This is a genomic window from Micromonospora sp. bgisy143, assembly GCF_057708145.1.
The window spans coordinates 106284-123363 of sequence record NZ_JBYIRN010000009.1 but is presented as its reverse complement, the minus strand read 5'-3'; the positions used below and the strand labels follow the sequence as shown (position 1 = coordinate 123363).

Annotated in this window: 16 protein-coding genes; 8 read left to right on the top strand and 8 right to left on the bottom strand. The window is 71.9% G+C overall.

The window, feature by feature from the left end:
- Positions 1-51 precede the first annotated feature (51 nt).
- From AC3EN4_RS13785 to AC3EN4_RS13770, 4 genes are all read right to left on the bottom strand, one after another.
- Positions 52-2433: an ATP-binding cassette domain-containing protein gene (locus AC3EN4_RS13785; RefSeq protein WP_435206276.1), complete on the bottom strand. Its 2382-nt coding sequence runs from the start codon at positions 2431-2433 to the stop codon at positions 52-54.
- Between the two features lie 34 nt (positions 2434-2467).
- A complete protein-coding gene (locus AC3EN4_RS13780) occupies positions 2468-2917 on the bottom strand; it encodes a helix-turn-helix transcriptional regulator (RefSeq protein ID WP_422736678.1) in 450 nt (149 codons plus the stop codon).
- Between the two features lie 120 nt (positions 2918-3037).
- The gene (locus AC3EN4_RS13775) at positions 3038-3997 is read right to left on the bottom strand and encodes a DNA polymerase domain-containing protein (RefSeq protein ID WP_435206275.1); all 960 of its coding nucleotides are present in this window, start codon (positions 3995-3997) and stop codon (positions 3038-3040) included.
- Positions 3998-4028: 31 nt separating this feature from the next.
- Positions 4029-5561: an MFS transporter gene (locus tag AC3EN4_RS13770; RefSeq protein ID WP_435206274.1), complete on the bottom strand. Its 1533-nt coding sequence runs from the start codon at positions 5559-5561 to the stop codon at positions 4029-4031.
- A 144-nt stretch (positions 5562-5705) separates the two neighbouring features.
- On the opposite strand from AC3EN4_RS13770, the gene AC3EN4_RS13765 reads away from it, so the two are divergent.
- The 3 genes from AC3EN4_RS13765 to AC3EN4_RS13755 all read left to right on the top strand — a co-directional run bounded on the left by AC3EN4_RS13765 (position 5706) and on the right by AC3EN4_RS13755 (position 8963).
- On the top strand, positions 5706-6071 hold the full coding sequence (locus tag AC3EN4_RS13765) for a winged helix-turn-helix transcriptional regulator (RefSeq protein WP_422740811.1): 366 nt from the start codon (positions 5706-5708) through the stop codon (positions 6069-6071).
- Between the two features lie 100 nt (positions 6072-6171).
- A complete protein-coding gene (locus tag AC3EN4_RS13760; protein ID WP_422736681.1) occupies positions 6172-6759 on the top strand; it encodes a TetR/AcrR family transcriptional regulator in 588 nt (195 codons plus the stop codon).
- On the top strand, positions 6759-8963 hold the full coding sequence (locus AC3EN4_RS13755) for an MMPL family transporter (protein WP_435206273.1): 2205 nt from the start codon (positions 6759-6761) through the stop codon (positions 8961-8963). The genes AC3EN4_RS13760 and AC3EN4_RS13755 overlap by 1 nt, the downstream gene beginning before the upstream one ends.
- Positions 8964-9063: 100 nt before the next feature.
- On the opposite strand, the gene AC3EN4_RS13750 is transcribed toward AC3EN4_RS13755, so the two are convergent.
- Complete coding sequence (locus AC3EN4_RS13750) at positions 9064-10320, bottom strand: erythromycin esterase family protein (protein ID WP_435206272.1); 1257 nt, start codon at positions 10318-10320, stop codon at positions 9064-9066.
- A 100-nt stretch (positions 10321-10420) separates the two neighbouring features.
- Here AC3EN4_RS13750 and AC3EN4_RS13745 point away from each other — a divergent pair, with 100 nt between their 5' ends.
- On the top strand, positions 10421-10612 hold the full coding sequence (locus AC3EN4_RS13745) for a DUF2795 domain-containing protein (protein ID WP_435206271.1): 192 nt from the start codon (positions 10421-10423) through the stop codon (positions 10610-10612).
- A gap of 169 nt (positions 10613-10781) precedes the next feature.
- Here the strand turns inward: AC3EN4_RS13745 and AC3EN4_RS13740 are convergent, their stop codons facing one another.
- Positions 10782-11684, bottom strand: coding sequence for a Gfo/Idh/MocA family protein (locus AC3EN4_RS13740; RefSeq protein WP_435206270.1), 903 nt, complete (start codon positions 11682-11684; stop codon positions 10782-10784).
- 644 nt (positions 11685-12328) lie between these two features.
- Between AC3EN4_RS13740 and AC3EN4_RS13735 the strand changes: the two genes are divergently transcribed.
- Together AC3EN4_RS13735 and AC3EN4_RS13730 are read left to right on the top strand one after the other, a co-directional pair.
- Positions 12329-12721, top strand: coding sequence for a hypothetical protein (locus AC3EN4_RS13735; protein WP_435206269.1), 393 nt, complete (start codon positions 12329-12331; stop codon positions 12719-12721).
- Positions 12714-13130 (top strand): hypothetical protein, encoded by a 417-nt coding sequence (locus tag AC3EN4_RS13730; protein ID WP_435206268.1) that lies wholly within the window; start codon positions 12714-12716, stop codon positions 13128-13130. The genes AC3EN4_RS13735 and AC3EN4_RS13730 overlap by 8 nt, the downstream gene beginning before the upstream one ends.
- Before the next feature lie 33 nt (positions 13131-13163).
- Here the strand turns inward: AC3EN4_RS13730 and fabG are convergent, their stop codons facing one another.
- Together fabG and AC3EN4_RS13720 are read right to left on the bottom strand one after the other, a co-directional pair.
- A complete protein-coding gene (gene fabG, locus AC3EN4_RS13725) occupies positions 13164-13922 on the bottom strand; it encodes a 3-oxoacyl-ACP reductase FabG (RefSeq protein WP_435206267.1) in 759 nt (252 codons plus the stop codon).
- 43 nt (positions 13923-13965) lie between these two features.
- Positions 13966-15618 (bottom strand): alpha-amylase family protein, encoded by a 1653-nt coding sequence (locus AC3EN4_RS13720; protein WP_435206266.1) that lies wholly within the window; start codon positions 15616-15618, stop codon positions 13966-13968.
- Between the two features lie 68 nt (positions 15619-15686).
- Here AC3EN4_RS13720 and AC3EN4_RS13715 point away from each other — a divergent pair, with 68 nt between their 5' ends.
- Positions 15687-16301 (top strand): DUF1349 domain-containing protein, encoded by a 615-nt coding sequence (locus AC3EN4_RS13715; RefSeq protein ID WP_435206265.1) that lies wholly within the window; start codon positions 15687-15689, stop codon positions 16299-16301.
- Positions 16302-16394: 93 nt separating this feature from the next.
- On the top strand, positions 16395-17066 hold the full coding sequence (locus AC3EN4_RS13710) for a DedA family protein (protein WP_435206264.1): 672 nt from the start codon (positions 16395-16397) through the stop codon (positions 17064-17066).
- The last annotated feature ends 14 nt before the right edge of the window (positions 17067-17080 follow it).

The following is a 17080-nucleotide window of genomic DNA, read 5'->3' as shown; positions in this document are numbered from 1 at the left end:
CGCGGGGGTCGGGGCGCGGGGCGGGGCGCGGGGCGCGGGGCGCGAGCGGGGTTAGGCGTTGACGTATTCGGCTAGGTGTTGGCCGGTGAGGGTGTTGCGGACGGCTACCAGGTCGGCGGGGGTGCCTTCGAAGACGACGCGGCCGCCGTCGTGGCCGGCGCCCGGGCCGAGGTCGATGATCCAGTCGGCGTGCGCCATGACCGCCTGATGGTGCTCGACCACGATCACCGACGTGCCGGAGTCGACGAGCCGGTCCAGCAGGCCGAGCAGTTGCTCCACGTCGGCGAGGTGCAGGCCGGTGGTCGGCTCGTCGAGGACGTAGACGCCGCCCTTCTCGGCCATCCGGGTGGCCAGCTTGAGCCGCTGCCGTTCGCCGCCGGACAGGGTGGTCAGCGGCTGACCGAGGCTGAGGTAGCCGAGCCCGACGTCGACGAGACGGTCGAGGATGGCGTGCGCGGCCGGGGTACGCGCCTCGCCCGAGCCGAAGAACGCCTCCGCCTCGGTCACCGACATGGCGAGCACCTCGCTGATGTCCCGGCCGCCGAACCGGTACTCCAGTACGGACGCCTGGAACCGCCGCCCCTCGCACTCTTCGCAGGTGGCGGCGACGCCAGCCATCATCCCCAGGTCGGTGTAGATGACGCCGGCGCCGTTGCAGCCCGGGCAGGCGCCCTCGGAGTTGGCGCTGAACAGCGCGGGCTTCACGCCGTTGGCCTTCGCGAACGCCTTGCGGATCGGGTCGAGCAGACCCGTGTACGTCGCGGGGTTGCTCCGTCGGGAACCGCGGATCGCGCTCTGGTCGACCGACACCACCCCCTCCCGGGGCGACACCGAGCCGTGGATCAGCGAACTCTTGCCCGAACCGGCGACACCCGTCACCACCACCAGCACGCCCAACGGAATGTCGACGTCGACGTCGCGCAGGTTGTGGGCGTTCGCGCCCCGCACGGCGAGCGTGCCGGACGGGGTACGCACCGACGACTTCAGCGCGGCCCGGTCGTCCAGGTGTCGCCCGGTCAGGGTGTCGCTGGCGCGCAGCCCGTCGACGGTGCCCTGGAACACCACCTCACCACCGCCGGTGCCGGCGCCGGGACCGAGGTCGACGACGTGGTCGGCGATGGCGATGGCCTCCGGCTTGTGCTCGACGACCAGGACGGTGTTGCCCTTGTCGCGCAGGCGCAGCAGCAGACCGTTCATCCGGGCGATGTCGTGCGGGTGCAGCCCGATCGTCGGCTCGTCGAAGACGTACGTGACGTCGGTGAGCGAGGACCCGAGGTGGCGGATCATCTTGGTGCGCTGCGCCTCGCCACCGGAGAGCGTGCCGGACGGCCGGTCCAGCGACAGGTAGCCCAGCCCGATCTCCTCGAACGAGTCGAGGAGGTGTTGCAACCCGCTGAGCAGGGGCGCGACCGACGGCTCCTCGATGCCTCGGACCCAGGCCGCCAGGTCGCTGATCTGCATGGCGCAGACGTCCGCGATGCTCTTGCCCGCGATCTTCGACGAGCGGGCCTCGGCGCTGAGCCGGGTGCCGTCGCAGTCGGGGCAGGTGGTGAACGTGACCGCCCGGTCCACGAAGGCCCGGATGTGCGGCTGCAACGTGTCGATGTCCTTGGACAGGAACGACTTCTGGATCTGCGGGATCAGGCCCGAGTACGTCAGGTTGATGCCCTCGACCTTGATCTTGGTCGGTTCCCGGTGGAGCAGGTCCTGCAACTCCCGCTTGGTGTACCTGCTGATCGGCTTGTCCGGGTCGAAGTAGCCGCAGCCCCGAAAGATCCGGCCGTACCAGCCCTCCATGCTGTAGCCCGGAATGGTGATCGCACCCTCGTTGAGCGACTTGCCGGCGTCGTAGAGCGCGGACAGGTCGAAGTCGGTGACCGCGCCCATGCCCTCGCAGCGCGGGCACATGCCGCCCAGGCGGTTGAAGGTCGCCTTCTCGGTCTTCGTCTTGCCCGCGCCGCGCTCGACGGTGATCGCGCCGGTCGCCCGGACCGAGGGGACGTTGAAGGAGAAGGCGTTCGGCGAGCCGATGTGCGGCTGCCCGAGCCGGCTGAACAGGATTCGCAGCATGGCGTTGGCGTCGGTGGCGGTGCCGACGGTGGAGCGGGCGTTGGCGCCCATCCGCTCCTGGTCGACGATGATCGCGGTGGTGAGCCCGGCCAGTACGTCGACCTCGGGCCGGGTCAGCGTCGGCATGAAGCCCTGCACGAAGGCGCTGTAGGTCTCGTTGATCATCCGCTGCGACTCGGCGGCGATGGTGCCGAACACCAACGAACTCTTGCCCGAGCCCGAGACACCGGTGAACACCGTGAGCCGGCGCTTCGGCAGCTCGACCGTGACGTCCTTGAGGTTGTTGACGCGAGCGCCCTGCACCCGGATCAGGTCGTGGCGGTCGGCGACGTGTGCCGCGGGCGAGTCCGTGGCCTTGCTCATCGTCTCTCCATCTGCTCGGGTGGGCGGGCCCGGGTCACGCTACGGGTGGCGGCGTGACCTGCGCTTCTCGATTCCTGACGGGTCGGGTGACCTGCTTCGCCGTACAGGACGGCAGCCCGACCGTCGACAGCGCCGCCTCCCGGCGGTAGGTGCTGGGCGGCATGCCGACCAGTTCGGTGAAGCGGGTGCTGAAGGTGCCGAGCGAGGAGCAGCCGACCGCGAAACATACATCGGTGACGCTCATGTCGCCACGACGCAGCAGGGCCATGGCGCGCTCCACGCGCCGGGTCATCAGATAGCTGTACGGAGATTCGCCGTAGGCGAGCCGGAACTCCCGGCTGAGGTGCCCGGCCGACATGTGCACACCCCGGGCGAGCGCCTCGACGTCGAGCGGCTGCGCGTACTCCCGGTCGATGCGGTCGCGGACGCGACGCAGCCGCGCGAGGTCGGCGAGGCGCTGGCTCTCGGTCGATCGGCTGCTCACCCGGAAAATCGTGCCACAGACCCCCGACGAATCGGGCCCGCCGAGGGCCGGGGCGCGCGACCGGCCGAGCCCGACCCGAGCCGCGCGGCGGCGGATGGGGTGGCCGTCCGGGGCGTACCGTCAGGTGGTTTCGCGGCGGGCGCGGGCCCGGCGCTTGCCCTCGTGCATGGCCTGCACGCGGGCCACCGGGATGGTGCGGCCCTCGGCGACCAGGTCGGCGGGGATCTGCTGGGGTTCCGGCAGCAGGGCGACCCACGGGTCGGTTCCGGCGAGCAGCGCCGGGGCCGTCCGGATGGTGAAGTCCGCCGGGGTCACCTCGGTCAGGTCGGCCCAGTCGACCGGGAAGGACACCGGCATCCCGGGCCGCAGTCGCGGGCTGTACGCGGCCACGACCGTCGCCCCGCCGGAGCGGGTGGCGTCGACGAACACCTTCCCGCCCCGGTCCTCGCGGATGTACGCCGTGGTGGCGAGCGCCGGGTCGAGCCGTTCGGCGCGGACCGCGAGCGCCCGGGTGGCGGCGGCCAACTCCTCGGCGGTGGCGTCGCCGGTGACCGGGACGAAGACGTGCACGCCCTTGGCACCGCTGGTCTTGACCGCTCCGGCCAGGCCGGCGTCGGCGAGCGCCTGGCGGACCAGCAGCGCCGCGTCGACCGCCGCGCGGAACCCGTCGCCCTCCGGCGGGTCCAGGTCGAGCACGAGGTGGGTCGGTCGGTGCGGGTCGGTCGCGGTGGCCAGGGTCGGGTGGTACTCGACCGCGCGCTGGTTGGCGAACCAGAGCAGGGTGCGCCGGTCGTCGCAGAGGGCGTACGAGATCTCCCGGTGCGACGCCTCGGCCCAGACCGCCGTTCGGCGCACCCAGTCCGGGGTGTAGCGGGGCAGGTTCTTCTGCATGAACGGCGGCTGGCCGGGGCGCACCCGGATCACCGACAGCGGTCGGTCCCGGAGCTGTCCGATGATCGGCTCCCGAACGGCGTCGAGGTAGTCGACGAGGTCGCGCTTGGTGGCGTCGTCACGGTCGGACAGCGGCTGGTCCAGGTTCGTCAGGGCCACGCCGTCGCGGGTCTCGTCAGCCTCACTCACCCGATCACCCTCGCCGCCCCGGCGTCGTCGGTCAACCGGACACGGCGCTTCGACGCCCGTCGACCGGCCCGCCGCCGTCGACCGGCCCGCCGCCGTCGATGGGCCCGTCGCCGTCCACCGCCCCGTCCCCGTCGACCCGCCCGTCGCCGTCGGGCCGCGCGGCGGCCGGCTGTCGGGGCACCAGGCCCAGCGCCACCAGCAGAGCGGCGAGCACCAGGGCGGCGGCCACCGCGTAGGCGAGCCGGTAACCGCCGGCCAGCGCGACCACCTCGGCCTGGCCGGCGGCCCGTAGTCCGTCGCTGCGGGACGCCGCCAGGGTCGCCAGCGCCGCCAGGCCGACCGCCCCGCCGACCTGCTGGGTGGTGTTGGCCAGCCCGGAGGCGAGCCCGGCGTCGGCGTCGGTCGCGCCGGCCATGGCCAGCGTGGTGACCGCCGGCAGGGTCAGACCGCCGGCCAGCCCGAAGACCACCATCGCCGGGAGTACGTCGGCGAGGTAGCCGCCGTCGGCGGTCAGCCGGGCGAGCAGCAGGAAGCCGACGGCGGCCAGGCCGAGCCCGGCCACCAGCACGGTTCGGGCGCCCCAGCGGGCGATCAGCCGGCCGGCCAGGCCGAGCGAGACGACCGCGATCACCACCGGGGTGGGCAGGAACGCCCAGCCGGTCGCCGCCGCGTCCAGCCCGAGCACGAGTTGCAGCTCCACGGCGAGCAGGAACTGGAAGCCGAAGAAGGCGGCCACCATGAGGAACTGCGCGGTGTTCGCCGCGAGCAGCCCCGGTACGCGCAGCAGTCGGCTCGGCAGCAGCGGGGTGGACGCCACGCGCTGGCGTACCGCGAACCCGCCGAGCAGCAGCGCGGCGAGCGCCACCGCACCGAGGGTGCGTGGGCTGGTCCAGCCGTGCTCACCCGTACCCACGATGCCCAGCACGGCGGCCATCAGGCCGGCGGTGGCGAGCAGCGCGCCGGGCACGTCGAGACCGGTCCACGGCCCGCTGCCCCGCTCGGCGGGGAGCCGGCGGACGGCGGCGAGCAGGATCGCCGCCCCGATCGGGAGATTCACCAGGAAGATCGAGCGCCAGCCGGCCAGCTCGGTCAGCACTCCCCCGGCCACCGTGCCGACCGATGCGCCGGCCGCCCCGGTGAAGCTGTAGACGGCGATCGCGCGGGCCCGCTCGGCCGGCTCGGGGTAGAGCCGGACGATCATGCCGAGGCTGACCGCCATGGCCAGCGCGCCGCCGACGCCCTGGCCGAACCGTGCGCCGACGAGCAGGACCGGCCCGCTGGCGAGCGCGCAGGCCGCCGAGGCCAGGGTGAACAGCAGGACGCCGGCCAGGAAGACCCGGCGTCGGCCGAGCAGGTCGCCGAGGCGACCGGCGAGCAGCAGCAGCCCGCCGAAGGCCACCAGGTACGCGTTGACGACCCAGGCCAGTCCGGCGGCGGTGAAGCCCAGGTCGCGCTGGACGGCGGGCAGGGCCACCGACACCACGCTGCCGTCCAGAATGATCATGAGGCTGCCGGCGCAGAGCACCAGCAACGCCGGCCAGCGGGACGGGGTGACACGGTCCACGGGACTCCTCCTTGGTGCACGGTTTGTTACTGACGCCATCGTCTGTGACCATGACCGGGAGCGGAAGGAGGCACTGTTGTGTCCCAGAGGAACAGCGATGTGTCCGCGCAGGTAGCGGCCGAGTTCACGTGCGCCGCGGGGAACGTGCCGTTCACCCCCGGACAGGCGCGCGCCTGCACCGTCCGCGAGGTGCTCGATCGGGTTGGCGGCAAGTGGAGCATCGGCATCCTGGTGGCGGCCTCGCACGGACCGGTCCGCTTCACCGAGCTGGAGCGGCACATCGAGGGCATCAGTCGCCGGATGCTCACGCTGACGCTGCGCAACCTGGAACGCGACGGCCTGCTGCACCGCACGGTCTATCCGACCGTGCCGCCCAAGGTCGAGTACGTGGCCACCCCGATGGCGTTGGAACTGTACGAGTCGCTGGTGGCACTGACGAGCTGGGCCGAGCGGCACCGCCGGGCCATCGCCGAGGCGCGGACCAGGTACGACGCCGAACACGCCGCCTAAACAAGCGAGCGGTGTGGGGAACGCCACGCGGTTTGTCTGACCGATCGGTCAGGGTCTGACCGATCGGTCAGGCATGCTGGTTCACGGAGGTGGACCGGTGATGGCCAGAGCGGTGTCCGAGACGCACGGTGAGATCCTCGCCGCGGCGGCGCGACGGTTCGCGGTGACCGGTTACCGGGGCACCTCGTTGCAGGACATCGCCCGCGAGGTCGGCTGCTCCAAGGCCACCGTGCTCTACCACTTCGCCAACAAGGAAGCGCTGTTGGCCGAGCTGATGGCGCCGGCCATCACGGTGCTGACCGACCTCGACGACCAGCTCAGCGGCCTGACCGGCGCGGCCGCCCAGGAGGCCGCCGCGGTCGGCTTCGTCGACCTCGCGGTCCGGTTCCGGCGGGAGATCGCCGTCCTGCGCGGCGAGTTCCCGGAGCTGCTCTGCCAGCCGGCCTTCGCCCACATCCAGCAGATCTCCGAACGGCTGCGCGACGCGTTGGCCGGCCACTCCGACCGGCCCAGCGCCCGGATTGCCGCGCTGGTGCTGTTGGCCGGCATCTCCGAGGCGTGCGCCGAGTTCGTCGACGTCCCCGACGACGAGCTGCGGCCCGCCCTGCTCACCCTCGCCCGACGGGCCGTCGAACCCGTCGGGTCACCCCTGCCCCAACCACCCACGACCGAGGACAAGGACTCCTGATGGCCACCCTGCTCTACCGGCTCGGCCGGGGCGCGTTGCGCCGGCGACGGCTCGTCGTCGCGCTCTGGCTCGTCGTACTCGTCGGTGCCGGCCTGGCCGCGGCGACCCTGCGCGGCCCGACGGCGAGCAACTTCACCATGCCCGGCACCGAGAGCCAGCGGGCGCTCGACCTGCTCGCCGAGCAGTTCCCCGCGGCCAGCGGCGCCACCGGCACGATCACGCTCAAGGCGCCCGGCGACGGCCAACTGGCCACCCCGGAGGGCCAGGCCGTGGTGCAGGAGCTGGTCCAGCAGGCCGGGACCCTGCCCGGCGTGGTCGGCGCGGTCAACCCACTCCAGGTCGGCGCCGTCTCGCCCAACGGCCGGTACGCCCTGGTCCAGGTCCAGTTCGCCACCGGGGCGGACGAGGTGACCGACGCGCAGAAGACCGCGTACGAGGAGGTCGGCGCGGCGGCCAGGGCGAAGGGCTGGCAGGTCGCCCCGGGCGGAGAGGTGCTGGGCGGCGAGCCGGAGGTCGGCTCGACCGAGGCACTCGGCGTGCTGGTCGCCGCGATCGTCCTGATCATCACGTTCGGCTCGCTGGTGGCCGCCGGGATGACCATGCTCAACGCGCTGATCGGCGTGGGCGTCGGCATGGCCGGCCTGTTCGCGCTGAGTGGCGTCATCGAGTTGACCAGCACGGCGCCGATCCTCGCGCTGATGCTCGGCCTCGCCGTGGGCATCGACTACTCGCTGTTCATCACCTCCCGGCACCGGCAGAACCTGCTCGACGGCCTGCCGCCGGACGAGGCGGTCGGCCGGGCCGTGGGCACCGCCGGCTCCGCCGTGGTCTTCGCGGGCGCCACCGTCGTCATCGCGCTCGCCGGGCTGGCCGTGGTGGACATCCCGTTCCTCACCGTGATGGGTCTCGCCGCCGCCGGCACCGTCACCGTGGCCGTCCTCGTCGCCATCACGCTCCAGCCGGCGCTGCTCGGCTTCGCCGGTCGCCGGGTGCTTCCCCGCCGGCTGCGGACGCCCGCCACCGACGGCACGTCGGGCACCGACGCGGACGTCGACCGGCCCGCCCCGCTCGAGGACCGGTCGGCGTTCGGCTTCCGCTGGGCCCGGTTCGTCACCCGCTTCCGGGTACCCGTGATCCTGGTCGGGCTGCTCGGCCTGGGGCTGCTCGCGCTGCCCACGCCGGACATGCGGCTGGCGCTGCCGGGCGCGGCGACGGCCGCCGTCGGCTCTCCCGCCCGGGTGGCGAACGACCTGACCGTCGAGGGCTTCGGCCCGGGCTTCACCGGCCGGCTCGCGGTGGTCGTCGCGGGCGATGACGCGCAGGCGACCTCGGCCGCCGTACCGCAGGTCACCGCGCTGCTGCAACGTACCGAGAACGTCCTCGCGGTCGCGCCCCCGCAGCTCAGCCCGGACGGCCGGACGGCGCTGCTCGGCGTGGTGCCCAAGACCGGCCCGACCGACGAGGCCACCGAGACGCTGGTGCACGACATCCGCGACTCGGTGGGCGACATCCGCGGCGCGGACGTGCTGCTCACCGGTGTCACGGCGATCGGCATCGACGTGTCCGAGAAGCTCTCCGACGCGCTACCGGTCTACCTGCTGCTGGTCGTCGGGCTGTCGGTCCTGCTGCTGATGCTGGTGTTCCGCTCGCTGCTGGTGCCGGTCAAGGCCGCGCTGGGCTTCCTGCTCACCGTCGCCGCCACGTTCGGCATCACGGTGGCGGTGTTCCAGCAGGGGCACCTCGCCGACCTGGTCGGTCTGGACACGCCCGGCCCGCTGATCAGCTTCCTGCCGATCCTGCTCATCGGCATCCTGTTCGGGCTCGCCATGGACTACGAGGTGTTCCTGGTGTCCCGGATGCGGGAGGACTTCGTGCACGGCGAGTCGGCCCGGGACGCCACGATCAGCGGCATGGGGCACGGCGCCCGGGTGGTCACCGCCGCCGCACTGATCATGATGTCGGTGTTCGGGGGCTTCGTGTTCCTCGAGGACCCGGTGATCAAGTCGATGGGCTTCGCGCTCGCCATCGGCGTGGCGATCGACGCCTTCGTGGTCCGCATGACCATCGTCCCGGCCGTGATGTCCCTGCTCGGTGACCGCGCCTGGTGGCTGCCCCGCTGGCTGTCCCGCGCCCTGCCGAACGTCGACATCGAGGGCGAGGGCCTCCGCGACCACCTGACGACCCAGGAGCCCGCGCGGGTCTAGGCCCCCGCCTCGTCGATCATGGAGTTGTGGTGCCCGTCGCGCCCCGACCCGGGCGCTTCGTCCGGCACCACAACTCCATGATCCGCGCGCGCCGGCCCGGTCACACGCCGGCCGGGTAGGTCTCCATCTCGCCGGGGACGGCCGGGACGGCCAGCGGGTGCAGGGCCGTCGTCTCGTCGCACCAGATCAGCGCGTCGTAACGGGCGCCCAGGCGGGTCGGCACGTAATTGCCCCAGGACTCGAAGGACGGGTCGTACACCACCCCGATCGCCCGGTGGTCCGCCGGCTCGGTGACCCAGCCCGGTTGGTCGTCGCCGCCGAAGACGAGCACCGCCCGTTCGGGCATCAACTCGTGCAACCGCCGCTCCACCGAGCCCTCCCGCGCCGGCGGCACCACCATCGCCTCCGACGGCGAACCCCAACGGGGCGCCGCGATCACCGTGCCCCGGTAGGTGCCGAACCCGATCAGCGCCACCGCGTCGTCGCCGTGCCGCTCGCGGGCCAACTGACCAATGTTGACCATCCCGTCGGCGGCCATGTCGGTGGCCCGCGCGTCCCCCACGTGCGTGTTGTGCGCCCAGACGATCCCTCGGGCGTCCGGGCCGTAGCGGTGCAGCAGCCGGTCCAAGGTGTCCTGCATGTGGGTGTCCCGGATGTTCCACGAGTCCGGACCGCCGGCCACCATCGCCCGGTAGTAGCGCTCCGCGCCGGCCACGACCTCCGCGTTCTGCCAGGCCGAGAAGCGGTCCGGGCCGTCCGACATGGCCTGTTCCCGGGTACGCGCCAACAGCCGGATGACCTCCTCCTCGCACCGGGCGGAGACGAACCGGCTGGCCGCGCCGTACTCCTCGACCCGCTTGCCGTACGGCTCGAAGCACCGGTACGCGTCCTGCGCCGCCTCCAGCGAGGTCGGGTCCTCCTCCCCCAGGTAGTCGAAGATCGCCTGCATCGACTCCCAGAGGCTGTAGACGTCGAGCCCGTGGAAGCCGGCCCGCTCGCCCTCCGGCCGTTCCAGGTTCCACGCCCGCAGCCACCGGCAGAAGCGGGCCACCTCGGCGTTCGCCCACATCCAGGTCGGCCACCGCTCGAAGCCTTCCAACGCCGTCTGCGGATCGAGGACCCCACCGGGGGCGGCGGTGACCGAGCGGTGCACCCGGTCGCAGTCCGGCCAGTCGCCCTCGACGGCCACGAACGAGAAGCCGCACTCCGTGATCAGCCGACGGGTCAACTGCTCGCGCAGCCGGTAGTAGTCGTAACTGCCGTGCGTGGACTCGCCGATCATCACCACCCGGGCGTCCCGGACGCGCTCCAGCAACGGGTCGAAGTCGCTCGGTGCGCCGAGCCGCTGAACCAGCATGGCAGCGGCTACCCGGCGGTCGCGCCGACAAACCGTCGGCGCGTCGCCCACCGACACGCCGTCCGCGTGTACGCCTGACACCACCGGGTAGCCAACCGACATGACCGTGTCAGGCGTGCAGTTGCAGGAGTACCTGGCCGGGCTCGACTACCCGGTCTCCCGCGAGGACCTCATCCGCTGGGCACAGGAGAACGGTGCCAGCACGGCCACACTGCACCTGCTCCAGACACTACAACCCGAACAGTTCGAAACCCCCGAAGAACTGACCGAGGCCCTGACAACCCCCACCTAACCACCCCACCCCTGTCGCCCCCCTCCCACCCATCCCCCTCACCCGCCCATCCCCGGTTGATCATGAAGTTATTGCCATGACACGCCGGCATCGATGGCAATAACTTCATGATCAACCGGGGGAAGCGGGGGCGGAAGGTGGGCGGGGAGGGGGAAGCGGCGGGGGGGGGTTATGGGAGGGGGATGGTGCGGTTTTCGTGGCGGGCCGATTCGGCGGCGGCGATGATCGTGACGACCTCGGCCCCGAAGCGGACGTCGCAGCGGTGGTCGCGGTCGCCGGTCCGGACCTGCTCGAGGAGTTGGTCGATCGCCACACCGAACGCCGTCGCGGCGTCGTACTCGCCGTGCGGCACGGTCTCGATGCCGTTCTCGCCGTAGAACACGAACTCCCGGGCCATCGCCTCGGTCGGCGCGTCCAGGGAGAGCGAGGCGCTGCTGGTCGCGCCACCCTCGTGGGTGAGCAGCAGGTGCACCATCCCGCTCGGGCCGTCCATCGCGGCCACCTGGGTCACCCGCCCCAGCACCGGCAGGAGGATCGAGAGCGCGTGCGGGGCGATGTCCCAGAGCGCGCCGTGCTCACGACGCCACAGCGAACCGCCGTACGGGCTGCCCTCCTGGAAGATCGATGCGAACGCCGTGGTGCGGCCGTGCTGCCAGCCACCCGCGGCGGCGGTCGACGCGAGGAACGCGGTGACGTTCGGCTGGAACCGCTGGGTGAAGAACACCACGGAGGCGACTCCCGACGCCTCGACGGCGGCGACCACCCGGTCGGCGTCGTCCACGCTGAGCGCGAGCGGCTTGTCCAGCAGCAGGTGCCGGCCGGCGGTGGCGGCCCGGACCGCGATGTCGGCCTGGACGTCCGGCGGCAACGCGACGGCTACGGCCTCGCACTGCTCGATGAGGGCGTCGACGTCGGCGTAGGCGGGCACCCCGTACCGCTCGGCCAGCGCGGAGGCCCGCTCCGGGTTACGCCCCCACACCCCGACCAGTTCCGCATCCGGGTGTGCGTGCAGCGCCTTCCCGTGCGTCTCGATCGCCCAGTGACCGGTGCCGAACAAGCCGAACCGCAGCACGTGTACCTCCGCTGTTTCCCCCCACCGTGGCAACCCCACGGACGTGATCCACGCTAGTCGCCCCAGCACGTCCGTCGGCGGCGGGTCGCCAACCGGAGCAGCTTGCGTACTGCGCCAGCCAGGGGTGACCGTGGTCTGACCGGTGCCTGTCGAGCTGCCCCAGATCCGGGGCGCACTACCCGACCTCCGACGCCCCGTCCGACTTCCGATACCCGGCACCCGGCGCCCTGCCCCGACGCACCCCGAGACGCCCGTCGCAACCCCGAGACGCCCGACACCGCGAGACGCCCGACACCGCGAGACGCCCGACACCGCGAGACGCCCGACGCAACCCCAAGACGCCCGACACCCCGAGACGCCCGACGCACCCCAAGACGCCCGACACCCCAAGACGCCCGACGCACCCCAAGACACCCGACGCAACGCCCCACTGCTGACGCAGGCTCCGTGATTGCCTGCCCCATTTCCGGGGCAGCTCGACAGTGCCTGCGCACCCCTCGGGCAGCCGGCCGCCCGCACGCGCCGCCCGCGCGCCCCGGCCGCGCGACCGGACCCGGCGGGCGCGTCGGCCGGGCAGCGTGCGGTGGTTACTACGACGGTTAGTAGGCTGTGCCGGTGACCGAGGCGACGACCGGGTGGGGCCGATGACCAGCGCGGCGGCCGGCTCGCCGGTGGACGGGCTCCTCGCGACGGTGTCGATCGTGCTGTCGTTGCTCGTCGCCGTGTGGGCGTTGGTCGCGGCGGTACGCCACCGGCCGCCGGACCGGGTGCAGTTCGCCGGTCTGGCCGTACTCGAGTTGGGGTTGCTCGCTCTGGGTGTGCTGGCCCTGGTGGCGGTCGGCGGCGGCGACCGGCCGGGCGAGCCCGGCGCGTTCTTCGGCTACCTGGTCACGCTGGTCTGCCTGCCGCCGCTGGCCTGGGTGCTGGCCCGGATGGAACCGACCCGGTGGGGGTCGGCGATCGTCTGCGCGGTCTGCCTGGTGACGCCGGTCGTGGTGGTGCGGTTGCAGCAGACCTGGGAGGTGCTCGGTGGTTGAGACACGACCAGCCCAACAACGCACGAACTCCGGCCCCGGCCGGCTGTTGATCGCGGTCTACCTGCTCTTCGCCATCGCGGCGACCAGCCGGGCGGGCCTGCAGATCGCCACCAAGTTCGACGAGGCGCCGGTGGCGTACCTGCTCTCCGCCCTGGCCGCGCTCATCTACATCGTGGCCGCGGTGGGTCTGGCCCGGGCCGGGCACACCGGCCGGCGGGTGGCGCTGGCGTGCTGTTCGGTGGAGTTGGTCGGGGTCGTCGTGGTCGGCATCCTGAGCCTGGCCGACAAGGCGCTCTTCCCCGACGAGACGGTGTGGTCGCAGTTCGGTAGCGGGTACGGCTACATCCCGCTCGTCCTGCCGGTGCTGGGCCTGTTCTGGCTCTGGCGCACCCGCCGCGACCCGGCCTGAGCCGACCGGGCCGCGGTACGAGGGCGACCGCGCTCAGGCCCGTGGGCCACCGGCGACGTAGATGACCTGGCCGGAGACGAAGCCGGCGCCCTCACTCGCCAGGAACGAGATGGTGTGGGCGACGTCCTCCGGGCGTCCCGGGCGGCGTACCGGAATCTCGGCGGCGGCGTGCTTCTGGAGGTCCTCGAAGTCGACCTTCATGCGGGCGGCGGTGGCCGCCGTCATGTCGGTCACGATGAAGCCGGGCGCGACGGCGTTGACGGTCACCCCGAACGGCCCCAGTTCGATGGCGAGCGTCTTGGTGAAGCCCTGCAGGCCCGCCTTGGCGGCGGCGTAGTTCGCCTGGCCCCGGTTACCCAGCGCCGAGGTGCTGGAGAGGTTGACGATCCGCCCCCACTTGCGCTCCACCATGTGCTTCTGGGCGGCCTGGCTGAACAGGAACGCGCCCCGCAGGTGTACGCCCATGACGGTGTCCCAGTCGGCGTTCGTCATCTTGAACAGCAGGTTGTCCCGGAGCACGCCGGCGTTGTTGACCAGCACGGTGGGCGCGCCCAGTTCGGCGGCGACCCGCTCGACGGCGGCCTCGACCTGGTCACGGTCGGAGACGTCGGCGCCGACGCCGAGCGCCCGACCACCCGCGCCGGCGATGGCGTCCACCGTCTCCTTGGTGGCCGCCTCGTCGATGTCGACCACGGCGACGGCCATCCCGTCGGCGGCCAGCCGCCGGGCGGTGGCGGCACCGATACCGCGTGCGGCTCCGGTGACGATGGCGACGCGGTGCTCCTCCGACATGATTACCTCCGGGTAACTTTGGGGTGATCGGAGGAGCTTAGCGTCAGAACCCCCGCCCCCGGCATAGGCGAATCCACCGGTATCCGTGCCCGGAGACCTTCACCGCGCCGAGCTTGCCCAGTTCGCCGTAGCCACGGTCGGTGAGCACGTCGATCGGCAGGTCGGCCTCGGGTTCGAGGCTGCTCAGGTCCACCTCGACGTCGTCGGTGCCCAGGTTGTGCAGGAAGACCATCGTGCCGGTCGGCCCGTCGGCCCGGTGCGCCAGCACCCCCGGCGGCATCGCCACGTCGATGTGCGTGGTGGAGCCGGAGCCGATCTCGGGGGCCTCCCGCAGGGTACGGATCATGCGCTCGAACCACGCCAGCAGCGACTTCGGGTCGCCGCGCTGGGCGGTGACGTTGACGTTCTGGTAACCGAACTCGCCCTTGTCGATCACCGGGCGGACCAGCTTCTCCGCATCCGCCGTGGAGAAGCCGGCGTTCGGCTGGTACGACCACTGCATCGGGGTACGGATCGCCTCCCGACCGGGCAGCGACAGGTCCTCGCCCATCCCGATCTCCTCGCCGTACCGCAGCACCGGGGTGCCGCGCAGGGAGAACTGCAACGCGTACGCCAGCTCGAGGCGCCGCCGGTCGTTGCCGAGCATCGGGGCGAGCCGGCGCCGGATGCCCCGGTCATAGATGCGCATGTTCTCGTCCGGGCCGAACTCGGCGTACACCTGGTTGCGTTGTTCGGTGGTCAGCCGGGACAGGTCGATCTCGTCGTGGTTGCGCAGGAAGGTGGCCCACTGCCCGCCGACGGGCAGCTTCGGGGTGTCCCGCAGCGCCTCGATCAGCGACTCCGGGTCCTGCCGGGCGAGAGCGAGCATGAGCCGGCCGTTGAGCATGAAGTCGAAGAGCATGTGGATCCGGTTGCCGGAGCCGCTGGCGTCGCCGAAGAACGTCGGGAGCTGGTCCGGTTCGACGTTGGCCTCGGCGAGCAGGACGGCGTCACCGCGCCGCCACTGCACGTGCTGGCGCATCTCGGTGAGGAACTCGAAGTCCTTCGGGGAGTCCGGGTTGCCCGGCTCGGTCAGCTCGATGATGAACGGCACCGCGTCCATCCGGAAGCCGGAGACCCCGAGCTGGAGCCAGAACGACATGATCTTCTTGACCTCGGCCCGGACCTCCGGGTTGGCGAAGTTGAGATCCGGTTGGAACTTGTAGAAGCGGTGGTAGAACCACGCCTTGGCGGTGCGGTCGTAGCTCCACGTCTCCTTCTGCTCACCGGGGAACACCATGCCCTGGTGGCGGTCGTCCGGCTCGGTGTCGGACCAGACGTACCAGTCCCGGTACGGCGAGTCCGGCGACGAACGGGCGGACTGGAACCAGGGGTGCTCGTCGGAGGTGTGGTTGACCACCAGGTCGATGATCACGCGGATGCCCCGGTTCTGTGCCTGGTGCAGCAGTTCGGCGAAGTCCCCGAGGGTGCCGAAGCGGGGGTCCACGTTGTAGAAGTCGGTGACGTCGTACCCGTCGTCGCGGTTGGGTGACGGGTGGATCGGGTGCAGCCACAGGCAGGTCACGCCCAGCCGGGCCAGGTAGTCCAGCCGCCCGATCAGACCACGGATGTCGCCGACACCGTCGCCGTCGGAGTCGGCGTACGTGTCGATGTCGAGGCAGTAGACGACGGCTTCGGAATACCAACGGTCACCCATGCCGCGAAAAACTCTCCAGTTGATCTCCACGGCAAACCTGCCGGACGGCGGTCGGTACCCTGCCCGGCATGGACATCGACCTCGTACCACCGAGCGATGAGTTGGACTGGTCCCGGGGCGAGTGGTTGCACCCGCCGGTACGCGCCGAGCGGGGCGCCGCCGGTGAGCTGATCGTCGAGGCCGGGGCGGAGACCGACTTCTGGCGGCGGACCAGCTACGGCTTCGTCCACGACAACGGGCCGGCGCTGCTGGCGCCGCTGCCCGTCGGCGCGGCCATGGAGGTGAGCTTCGTCCTCGACTTCGCCGCACAGTTCGACCAGGCCGGGGCGCTGGTCCGGGTGGACGAGCGGACGTGGGTCAAGGCGGGCGTCGAGGTGAGCGACGGCGAGTCGCAGCTCGGCGCGGTGGTCACCCGGGAGTTCTCCGACTGGTCGGTGGCCCCGGTGCAGGGGTGGGCGGGCCAGGAGGTCACCGTGCGAGTCAGTCGGGCCGGTGACGCGCTGACCGTACGGGCGCGGGTGGCCGACGCGCCCTGGCGGCTGGTCCGCCTCGCCCCGCTGGACCCGACGGCCGAGGCGACGGCCGGCCCGTTCTGCTGCGCGCCCACGCGCGCCGGCCTCACCGTGGTGTTCACCGCCTGGCGGCAGGGCCCGGCGGACACCGCGCTGCACCCGGAGGGCTGAACCGTCGTGGGGTGACTCACTGGCAGGTGTGCCGCGCCGATCATTGGGTATGACAGTCCGATCCCCTCGTCGGCCGCTCCGGAAGGATGACCAATGGCGTACGCCCAGACCGGTGACCCCTCCGAGTTCACCGGCCTGACCGGGTGGGTGGCGTCCGTCATCGAGGCGATGGGTCCGGTCGGCGTGGCCCTGCTGGTCGCACTGGAGAGCATCGTCCCGCCGATCCCCAGCGAGATCGTGCTGGCCATGGCCGGCTTCCTGGCCCACGAGGGCCAGTTCAACGTCGTCCTCGTCGTGGTGGCCGCGACGGTCGGCTCGCTGGTCGGCGCGCTGGTGCTCTACTGGCTCGGCGCGGCGCTCGGCGAGGACCGACTCAAGCGCTGGCTGGACCGCATCCCGCTGGTGGACCGCGACGACCTGGAGAAGGCCGACCGCTGGTTCGAGCGACACGGCCGCTGGGCGGTGCTGATCGGTCGGGTGGTGCCGGTGGTCCGCAGCCTGGTCTCCGTTCCGGCCGGGGCCAACCGGATGCCGCTCGGCGAGTTCGTCCTGCTCACCACGATCGGCAGCGGCGTGTGGAACGCACTGATCGTCGGGGCCGGTTACGCGCTGGGCAGCCGGTGGCAGAACGTCGAGCGGTACAGCGACTGGTTCAACTACGCCATCGGCGCGGTCTTCGTCGTCATGGTGGTCAGTTGGGTGGCCCGCAAGATCCGCCGCCGCCGGCAACGCGACGACCGGCGGTCGGTGACCGCCGGTCGCTGATCCGCGTCCGCGCC